The sequence below is a fragment of the Rhodoferax sp. GW821-FHT02C08 genome, from assembly GCF_059421805.1.
Genome location: NZ_JBWKVR010000014.1, coordinates 136481 through 145443 on the forward strand (window position 1 = coordinate 136481; position 8963 = coordinate 145443).

Genomic DNA, 8963 nt, shown 5'->3' on the forward strand with positions numbered 1-8963 from the left:
ACAGGATGTGAAATAGAATTACTATCCGTCTATAACGAGGCAATTTGTCCAAGGGCTTTCCTGCAGCGACGGAGAATACATGCAAACAGAGCCTTCCATATCTACAGGACCCGTAGTTAAGCTGCCGGTAATGCTGGTTGCTGAGCTGCAGGATTCTTTGATGGTGGTGATGCACGACCTCAGCCGGTTGGAAGGTCTGCTGAGCCATACGATGGATAACCTGATGACTCGCTTCAACAGCGTGAATTTGGGTCTGCAGTCTGTACCTTTGCCTGACACTCCTGAGGTAGAAGACGTTCGGAGCAATCTCCGCGCAGCAGTTACTGAGCTGCAGTTTCAGGATATGGCCTCGCAATTGATTGTGCACACCACTCTGATGCTGCAAGGTTGTGCCTTTCGTTTGGCGTCGGAAACCATGGGCCAAGAAGAAGGGGAAGAGGCCGCGCCGTTTGAGGCGTTGTCTCCAGATCGCCCTAACCCGGTAACTCAAAGCGAGATGGACGCTGGCTCTGTTGAGCTTTTTTAGTCGCCCAAACTCTGTATTTAACATCCACGAGCACTCTCTTCTTTAGCTGGAGTTTTTCATGTATTCGATTCTTGCCGTTGACGACTCACCCTCAATGCGAAAGATGGTGTCATTCACGTTGACCGGGGCTGGCTATCAAGTCATCGAGGCTGTCGACGGGCAAGATGCTTTCGAAAAGGCCCAGTCCCATACCATTGACTTGGTGCTTGCGGACCAAAACATGCCGCGGCTTGACGGAATAGGTCTGACCCGGCTCCTGCGAGAGCATCCCAAGTTCAAGACCATCCCTATTCTGATCTTGACTACGGAGTCAAGCGATCAGATGAAGCAGGCTGGCCGCAGTGCTGGCGCGACGGGGTGGCTTGTGAAACCTTTTGACCCCACACGACTGATCGAAGTAATTCAAAAAGTTATTCGCTGACCAACGGTGGTTTGGTAAGGCAACACAGGAGTTTGTATGGCTGAGATGCACCAAGAGAGTTCAGGCGCTGATTTTGATCTGACGCAGTTCTATCAAATATTCTTTGAAGAAGCTGGCGAAAATTTGGATCAAATGGAGCAGATGCTGCTGGATCTGGACCTAGCTAATACGGATGATGAAGAGCTCAATGGAATTTTTCGTTGCGCCCACTCCATCAAAGGCGGTGCAGCCACATTTGGATTTTCGGATGTAGCCGAGCTGACCCATCAAATGGAGTCTTTGCTCGACCGTTTGCGGCGGCATGAGTTGAAGTTGATTCCCCCCATGATTGATGCTTTGCTGGAGTCTGCAGACGCATCGCGTAGTTTGTTGGCGCGGCACCAAGCAGGTGGCGAGGGGACGGCGGTTTCTACGTCTGCTTTGGTCAAGCGAATCAGCATACTGGCTGCTGGTGAAGTCCCGCCTCCAGCCGTGGCCGCGCCTGCTCCCGCTGTACCAGCTGTTGCCGTGGCCCCTATGGCCAGTAGCAAGCCAAGTGGAACCCGCTCCTTGGAGATTCGGATTGGTCCACTGGAACGTCCAGAGCAAGCTGATCCTGTGCAGGAGTTGTTCAGAGATATTCCAGGCCTGGGTTCCGTGACCAGTTTGCCGAGCGATCAGCCTGACACCCGTGTTTTTGCGGTTGAAACGACGTCTTCAGATGCAGATTTGCTCGATTTGTTTGTGTTTCATGTTGCCAAAGAAAAAGTCTTGATTCGTGATCGGGCTGAAGCAGCAAATGCTGTCGTGGCGGAGGCGACACCGCTGGTTGCAGAGGTTACTGCTGCAACAGTGTCCTCAGGAGAGGAGGAGTATGGTTTCTTTGTGGGGGCGCCAGGTCACCCAGAGGAGCGTGCTGTAGTCGTCTCTGCGGATGGACCCAAAGGGGGTAAGGCAGAGCCTAAAGCGGCCGCTCAGACGCCTCTTGAGGCCACTACCATTCGCGTTGATATTAAAAAGGTTGATCAACTGATCAACTTGGTGGGCGAGTTGGTTATCACCCAGGCCATGCTGGCCCAAAACAGCCAGGGACTGGATCCGGCCATGCACCAGCAATTGTTTGCAGGTCTGGCGGATCTGGACCGCAATACCCGGGACTTGCAAGAATCTGTGATGTCTATTCGCATGATTCCGATGTCGATCGTTTTCAGCCGCTTTCCCCGCATGCTGCGTGATTTGGCAAACCGCTTGGGCAAGAAGGTGGATTTTGTGACTCAGGGTGAAGCGACGGAGCTGGACAAAGGCTTGGTAGAGAAGATTACTGATCCATTGACCCATTTGGTTCGTAATAGCTGCGACCACGGTATTGAAATGCCGGAGGAACGTCTTGCGGCAGGCAAGTCTGAAAATGGCACGATTACCTTGTCTGCCGCGCACCAAGGCGGTTCTATCGTGATTGAAGTCCGAGACGATGGCCGTGGTATGTCGCGCGAGAAAATTCTACGCAAGGCCCGAGAGCGTGGACTGGATGTCAGTGACAGCATGTCTGATTCAGAAGTGTGGCAGCTGATTTTTGCCCCAGGTTTTTCTACCGCTGATGTCGTAACCGATGTGTCTGGACGTGGCGTCGGTATGGACGTGGTCAAGCGCAATATTGCTTCGCTCAACGGAACTGTTGATATTGATTCCAGTGAAGGTTTTGGCATGAAGGTGTCTGTACGCCTTCCGTTGACACTGGCCATCATGGATGGGATGTCAGTCAGTGTGGGGGATGAGGTCTACATACTGCCGCTGTCATCTGTAGTGGAGTCTTTCCAAGTCAATGATGAGTCGGTTAGTACGGTTGCACAGGGCTCGCAATTGGTGAAGGTTCGCGAGGAATATATGCCCGTGATCTCCCTGGAAAAGATCTTCCAGGTGCCAATTCTTGATGCTGATAAGGCCAACAACATCATGGTGGTCGTGGAGTCAGAAGGCAGCCGCGTGGCTTTGCTGGTGAACGAGTTGTTGGGGCAGCACCAGGTTGTGGTGAAGAACCTCGAGTCCAATTACCGCAAAGTCTCCAATGTTTCTGGAGCCACCATCATGGGTGACGGTAAAGTGGCTTTGATTCTGGATATTGGTGCGTTGGTGCGTCGTTCGCGCCATTGATGCTGCAGCGTAAGCACAAACTGTTAGACCTTGAAGGAGAGAGATATGGGTGCAATGGAACGAGCAGGTGATTTGACTACTGCTGCACGGGAGTATTTGACTTTTAGGTTGAGCCAGGAAGAGTACGGCATCGACATTCTCAAGGTGCAGGAAATTCGTGGATACGAACCTCCTACGCGTATCGCCAATGCGCCAACCTTCATCAAAGGGGTGGTTAATTTGCGTGGCACCATCGTGCCTATTGTGGACATGCGGCTCAAGTTCAATTGTTCGGAGGCTGAATACAACAGCTTTACGGTGGTCATCATTTTGAATCTGCGTAGCCGTATTGTGGGTATCGTCGTGGATTCTGTCAGTGACGTGCTTGAGCTTGCGGCTGACAGCATCAAGTCTGCTCCGGATATCGAAAGCATCATCGACAACGGCTGCATATTGGGACTGGGCTCGGTCAATGAGCGGATGCTGATCTTGCTGGATATTGAGAGGCTGATGTCCGGCGCCGATATGGCCTTGTCTGCCGACTGAACCGCGCCCCTCCATGCTTCAGAGCTATTCACCTGCTGCAGCCAGTAACGGTCCTGTTGCAGAGGGCCGTGAGTTCATTTGGACGGACGCTGATTTTGAGCGCGTGCAGTCGCTGATATACAAGCATGCGGGTATCAAGTTGCATGATGGCAAGCATGCCATGGTGTACAGCCGCTTGTCCCGCAGATTGCGTGAAACGGGGCATGGCAGTTTTCATGAATACCTGGGGTGGCTGGAGCGTTCCGATGGTCCCGAGTGGCAGGAGTTTGTGAATGCCCTCACCACCAATCTCACCGCTTTTTTTCGAGAACAGCACCATTTTGAAATGCTTGCTGCCTTGCTGAAGTCTCGACCTGCTGCAACGCCTTGGAATGTTTGGTGCAGTGCATCTTCTACGGGTGAAGAGCCGTATTCGATCGCCATGACCGCGATGGAGTCCCTGGGCGCTGGCGCTGCGTTCAAGTTGGCGGCCAGTGATATTGATTCCAAGGTGTTGGCATCGGCGGCTCAGGGCATTTATCGCCTGGACAATCTCAAGGGGTTGGACCAGGCTCGCATGCAAAAATTTTTACTGCGTGGTAAGGGTGAAAACGCTGGTCTGGTACGCATCAAGCCAGAACTGCGCCGCATGATTGATTTCCTTAGTATCAATTTGATTCGCAACGACTGGCCGTTTCGGGATCCGTTTGATGTTGTCTTTTGTCGCAACGTCATGATTTATTTTGATGCGGCAACCCAGCGTGCTGTGCTGGAGCGCATTCATCGTGTCATGAAGCCCGGTGGTATGTTGTTTGTGGGTCATGCGGAAAATTTCAGTGAGTCCCGGGACCTGTTCATCTTGCGTGGAAAGACGTGTTATGAACGCTGCTGAAGGCTTTTTGCCCCATGGCGGTTCATGGTTTGGTATGCAGGCGGTAGGCTCTATTGCGTTGGACGATTGACGACTATGGATATTCCTAGAACTGCCGGTCCTACTCTCGCCCAGCGCATGGCGGCGGGTGAGTTCCCCATTGGGCCGGATGCCGACCGTCGTCGTGCCGCACGTGTGGGCGCAACACCCGGTGGCAGGCCGTTGAGCGAACGTAACTGCACGCTGGAGCAGTTGAAGAGCCGTCCTCGCAAGCCGGGTGAAGCTTCTTTTTTCTATGCAGATCACCACTTCCAGTTCAATGCTGTCAAGGTACTGCCTGGTGAGTATTTTGTGTCGGATGAGAACCTGGTCATCATGACGGTGCTGGGGTCCTGCATTGCGGCATGTCTGTGGGACAGTCGTGCTCAGGTCGGGGGTATGAACCATTTCATGCTGCCTGATGGCGATGATGGTTCGGGGGCGGGGCGCTATGGTTCATACGCCATGGAGCTGCTTATCAATGAGATGCTCAAGAGCGGAGCTCGCCGGGAAACCATGCAGGCCAAGATTTTTGGTGGCGGTCAGGTGATGTCCAACTTCACCACTATGAATGTGGGCGAGCGCAATACGCAGTTTGTAATTGATTACTTGCAGACGGAGCGTATTCCGCTGCTCTCGCAAGATGTGTTGGACATTTATCCGCGCAAGGTATGCTTTTTCCCTGTTACAGGTAAGGCCATGGTGAAGCGTTTGGCCCATGCGCATCCAGACCAGGCGGTGACCGAGCGACGTGGCAACGTGGCTACGGTGGTGAAGTCCACTTCGGGTGGGTCGGTCGATTTGTTTTAGTCAGGTGGGGTGATGAAGAAGATCCGTGTGTTGGTGGTGGACGATTCGGCTTTAGTGCGCAGTTTGTTGACAGAAATCATCAACCGTCAAGCCGATATGGAGTGCGTAGGTGCGGCCAACGACCCTTTGATTGCGCGGGAAATGATCCGCAGCCTGGATCCCGATGTGATTACCTTGGACGTGGAAATGCCGCGCATGGACGGTATCGATTTCCTAGGGCGTTTGATGCGCCTGCGCCCCATGCCTGTGGTGATGATTTCCACCATGACGGCCCAGGGGGCAGAGGTCACTATGCGAGCCCTGGAGTTGGGGGCTGTAGATTTTGTGGCTAAACCTCGCATCGGTTTGGCGAACGGTTTGAAGGATCTGGCTGCAGAAATCGTGGACAAGGTGCGCGTTGCATCGGTGGCCCAGTTCCGCCGTCCTCCGGCGTTGGCATTGGGTGAACAAATTGGTGCTCCACCTACGCCGGTAGCGCGTCCTGCTAATACCTTGATCGGGCGTTTGTCGACAGAGAAAATGATCTGTATAGGGGCATCCACCGGCGGCACTGAGGCGATTAAGGAAATTTTGGTGCGTATGCCTGCAGATGCACCCGCTATTGTGATCACCCAGCATATGCCACCTGGCTTCACCACCAGCTTTGCGGCCCGGCTTAACAGCTTGTGCCAGATCACGGTCAAGGAGGCGGTGCATGGTGAACGGATACTGCCAGGCCACGCCTATATTGCGCCGGGCGGCAAGCACTTCCGGGTGGGGCGCAGCGGAGCGAACTATGTGGCGGTTGTGGAGGATGGCGAGCCCGTTAACCGACACCGCCCATCGGTAGAGGTTTTGTTTCTCTCGTGTGCTGAGATGGTCGGACGGAATGCCTACGGCATCATGCTCACTGGTATGGGCAACGATGGCGCGCGCGCCATGCGTGAAATGCACGACAAAGGTAGCTACAACTACGTGCAAGACGAGGCCAGCTGCGTGGTGTTTGGCATGCCGCGCGAGGCCATTGCCCATGGCGCCGCGGATGAAGTTCTGCCGTTAGACAAAATTGCCCCTGCGTTGCTGGCCAAGCTGGGCGCTGGTGGCGACCGTTTGCACAACCGCATTTGATGGTGGCAAATGTCATGCTGGATGGCTAAAGAAATCGGCCGCATGCGCAGATCCTATCTGCGCATGCGGCTATCATTACCATAGCAATCAGCTGCTGAGCATTTCCCAGCGTTCTAGCGCAGCTAACAATAATTCGTCGATCTCTGCGTTGCGTTGTGCCAGGGCCGTAGCCTTGGCGGCGTCCGCAGAGTAGATGCGGCCATCGGCCAACTCCGCGTTGATGGCGGCCTGCTCCTGTTCCAACTGGCTAATCTGGGCGGGCAAGCCGTCCAGTTCACGTTGTTCCTTGAAGCTGAGCTTGCGGGCCTTTCCCGCCGTGGGCGTTGTAACTGTTGATTTTTGCTCTGTATTTGATAGCAAAACATGTTGATATGACGCGCGCTGTGGCGTGTTTTTCCTATTGGTTTCTGCGATCATTTTGGCGCGTTTGCTCTGGATCAACCAGTCTTGCACGCTGCCTTCGTATTCACGCCAGAAGCCCGGGCGCTCCTCTGGTTCATGGGCAATGATGCTGGTAACCACGTTGTCCAGGAATGCCCTGTCATGGCTGACCAGGAAGACCGTGCCGTCGTAGTTCTGCAGCAGGTCTTCCAGCAGTTCCAGGGTGTCGATGTCCAGGTCGTTGGTCGGTTCGTCCAGCACCAGCACGTTGGCAGGGCGTGCGAACAACCGGGCCAGCAATAAGCGGTTGCGTTCGCCGCCAGACAGGGAGCGAACCGGCGAATTGGCGCGCGCTGCTGAGAACAGGAAGTCGCTCAGATAGCTCTTGACGTGTTTGCGCTGGTTGCCAATCTCGATCCATTCGCTGCCGGGGCTGATGAAGTCCTCCAGTGTGGCATCCAGATCCAGTGCGTTGCGCATCTGGTCGAAGTAAGCGATCTGCAAATTCGCGCCCTGGCGTACCTTGCCGCTATCTGGCTGGATTTCGCCCAGAATGAGCTTGAGCAAAGTGCTTTTGCCCGCCCCATTGGCTCCGAGTAAGCCGACCTTGTCACCACGCAAAATTACGTCGCTGAAGCCCTTGACGATGACCTTGTCGCCGAAGGACTTGCTGACATCGGTGAGCTCCGCCACGATCTTGCCACTGGACTGGCCAGACGCCACATCCAGATTGACGCTACCTTGTGCCTCTCGGCGCGCGGCACGGCTACTGCGCAGTGTTTCTAGGCGGCTGATGCGGCTTTGGCTGCGGGTGCGGCGCGCTTCCACACCCTTGCGTATCCAGATTTCCTCTTGTGCCAGTAGCTTGTCGGCCTTTGCGCTGATAACGGCCTCTTGTGCTAGCTGCTCTTCTTTCTGCAGTACATATTGTTCGAAGTTGCCAGGGTAGGAGCCGAGCTTGCCGCGGTCAAGTTCCACAATGCGGGTGGCGACGCGGTTCAGAAAGCTGCGGTCGTGGGTGATGGTAATCAGGCTCCCTTTGAAGTCGATCAGCAGATCTTCCAGCCACTCAATAGAGTCCAGGTCCAGGTGATTGGTCGGCTCGTCAAGTAGTAGCACGTCTGGCTTGGCAACCAACGCTTGCGCGAGTGCCACGCGCTTTTTGGTGCCCCCAGATAAAGTTCCGACGATGGCCTCGGGGTCTAGATGCAGGCGGTGCAGAGTTTCTTCCACGCGTTGCTCCCAATTCCACGCATCGAAGGCTTCAATTTGAGATTGCAATGCGTCCAGGTCTACCCCTTCGGCGCCGGAAAGATACAGATCCCGGGCTTCAATGACGGTGGCAAGTCCTACGCTGGCGGCTTTGAAGATGGTGACTTCTGGGTCTAGGGCTGGTTCTTGGGCCACGTAGGCAATGCGCAAGCCTTGCTGTACATGCATCGTGCCGTCATCAGGCTTTTCCAGCCCACCCAGAATCTTGAGCATGGATGACTTGCCAGCCCCGTTGCGGCCAATGAGGCCCACACGCTCCGTGGTTTCAAGTGAAAAAGCGGCTTTGTCGAGCAGTGCGACGTGACCAAAAGCCAGTTGGGCGTCGAGTAGGGTAATGAGTGCCATGTTGTGGCGATTATCCTGCCTCGTGGTTTGTGCCCGTGAATGACTGCTGGTGGAGGGTTTAGGATGCGCTGAACGGTAGGACCACGGCTCCGTGATTAAGCAACTAAATTTGTGGCATGGAGGGGCGCGGTGTAAATCCGGTATATACTCTAAGGCTACCCTGATGAGGGTCACCTAGGTGGCCCGTAGTTGGCGGTAAGGAGAAAAAATTAGCTCTCATGCTCTAAAAAGCATGCTAGAATACAAGGCTTCGCTGATCACAGTGAGTCAAGCTGGTTGATGTAAAAGTCGACTGGCTGATCCTTAAAAATATACAGCCGATAAGCGTGGGCGTTTGAATGCGATTGCCAAGTTCTTCGGAACTAGTGCATGGCACTACAAACGCTCATGAAGTAAATAGATGTGAAATTCACTTGTTGAGTTTTGCGTCGATTCCAATTTATGAGTGGCCCCTGGCGGTAAAAGTCAGGGGCAAAAAATTCAAGATCGAACTATAGAGTTTGATCCTGGCTCAGATTGAACGCTGGCGGCATGCCTTACACATGCAAGTCGAACGG

General features: G+C 54.2%; 8 protein-coding genes and 1 rRNA gene. 8 read left to right on the forward strand and 1 reads right to left on the reverse strand.

The features are described from left to right. The first annotated feature begins 79 nt into the window (after positions 1-79). The 7 genes from AC07VY_RS17605 (at position 80) to AC07VY_RS17635 (ending at position 6408) form a co-directional block, all read left to right on the forward strand. Positions 80-526 carry a hypothetical protein gene (locus AC07VY_RS17605; RefSeq protein WP_495098460.1) on the forward strand — a complete coding sequence of 149 codons (447 nt, stop codon included), beginning with the start codon at positions 80-82 and terminating at the stop codon, positions 524-526. A 58-nt stretch (positions 527-584) separates the two neighbouring features. Further along, a complete protein-coding gene (locus AC07VY_RS17610) occupies positions 585-947 on the forward strand; it encodes a response regulator (protein WP_490591175.1) in 363 nt (120 codons plus the stop codon). A 36-nt stretch (positions 948-983) separates the two neighbouring features. Beyond that, positions 984-3077 (forward strand): chemotaxis protein CheW, encoded by a 2094-nt coding sequence (locus AC07VY_RS17615; RefSeq protein WP_495098459.1) that lies wholly within the window; start codon positions 984-986, stop codon positions 3075-3077. A 45-nt stretch (positions 3078-3122) separates the two neighbouring features. After that, positions 3123-3602: a chemotaxis protein CheW gene (locus AC07VY_RS17620; RefSeq protein WP_495098458.1), complete on the forward strand. Its 480-nt coding sequence runs from the start codon at positions 3123-3125 to the stop codon at positions 3600-3602. A gap of 13 nt (positions 3603-3615) precedes the next feature. Continuing rightward, positions 3616-4473: a CheR family methyltransferase gene (locus AC07VY_RS17625; RefSeq protein ID WP_495098457.1), complete on the forward strand. Its 858-nt coding sequence runs from the start codon at positions 3616-3618 to the stop codon at positions 4471-4473. Positions 4474-4590: 117 nt separating this feature from the next. Next, positions 4591-5301 (forward strand): chemoreceptor glutamine deamidase CheD, encoded by a 711-nt coding sequence (gene cheD / locus AC07VY_RS17630; RefSeq protein ID WP_495098583.1) that lies wholly within the window; start codon positions 4591-4593, stop codon positions 5299-5301. 9 nt (positions 5302-5310) lie between these two features. Further along, positions 5311-6408, forward strand: a complete 1098-nt coding sequence (locus tag AC07VY_RS17635; RefSeq protein WP_495098456.1) for a protein-glutamate methylesterase/protein-glutamine glutaminase — start codon at positions 5311-5313, stop codon at positions 6406-6408. Positions 6409-6495: 87 nt separating this feature from the next. Here the strand turns inward: AC07VY_RS17635 and AC07VY_RS17640 are convergent, their stop codons facing one another. Beyond that, on the reverse strand, positions 6496-8406 hold the full coding sequence (locus AC07VY_RS17640; RefSeq protein ID WP_495098455.1) for an ATP-binding cassette domain-containing protein: 1911 nt from the start codon (positions 8404-8406) through the stop codon (positions 6496-6498). A 488-nt stretch (positions 8407-8894) separates the two neighbouring features. On the opposite strand from AC07VY_RS17640, the gene AC07VY_RS17645 reads away from it, so the two are divergent. Beyond that, a 16S ribosomal RNA gene (locus AC07VY_RS17645) occupies positions 8895-8963 on the forward strand; the annotation flags it as partial.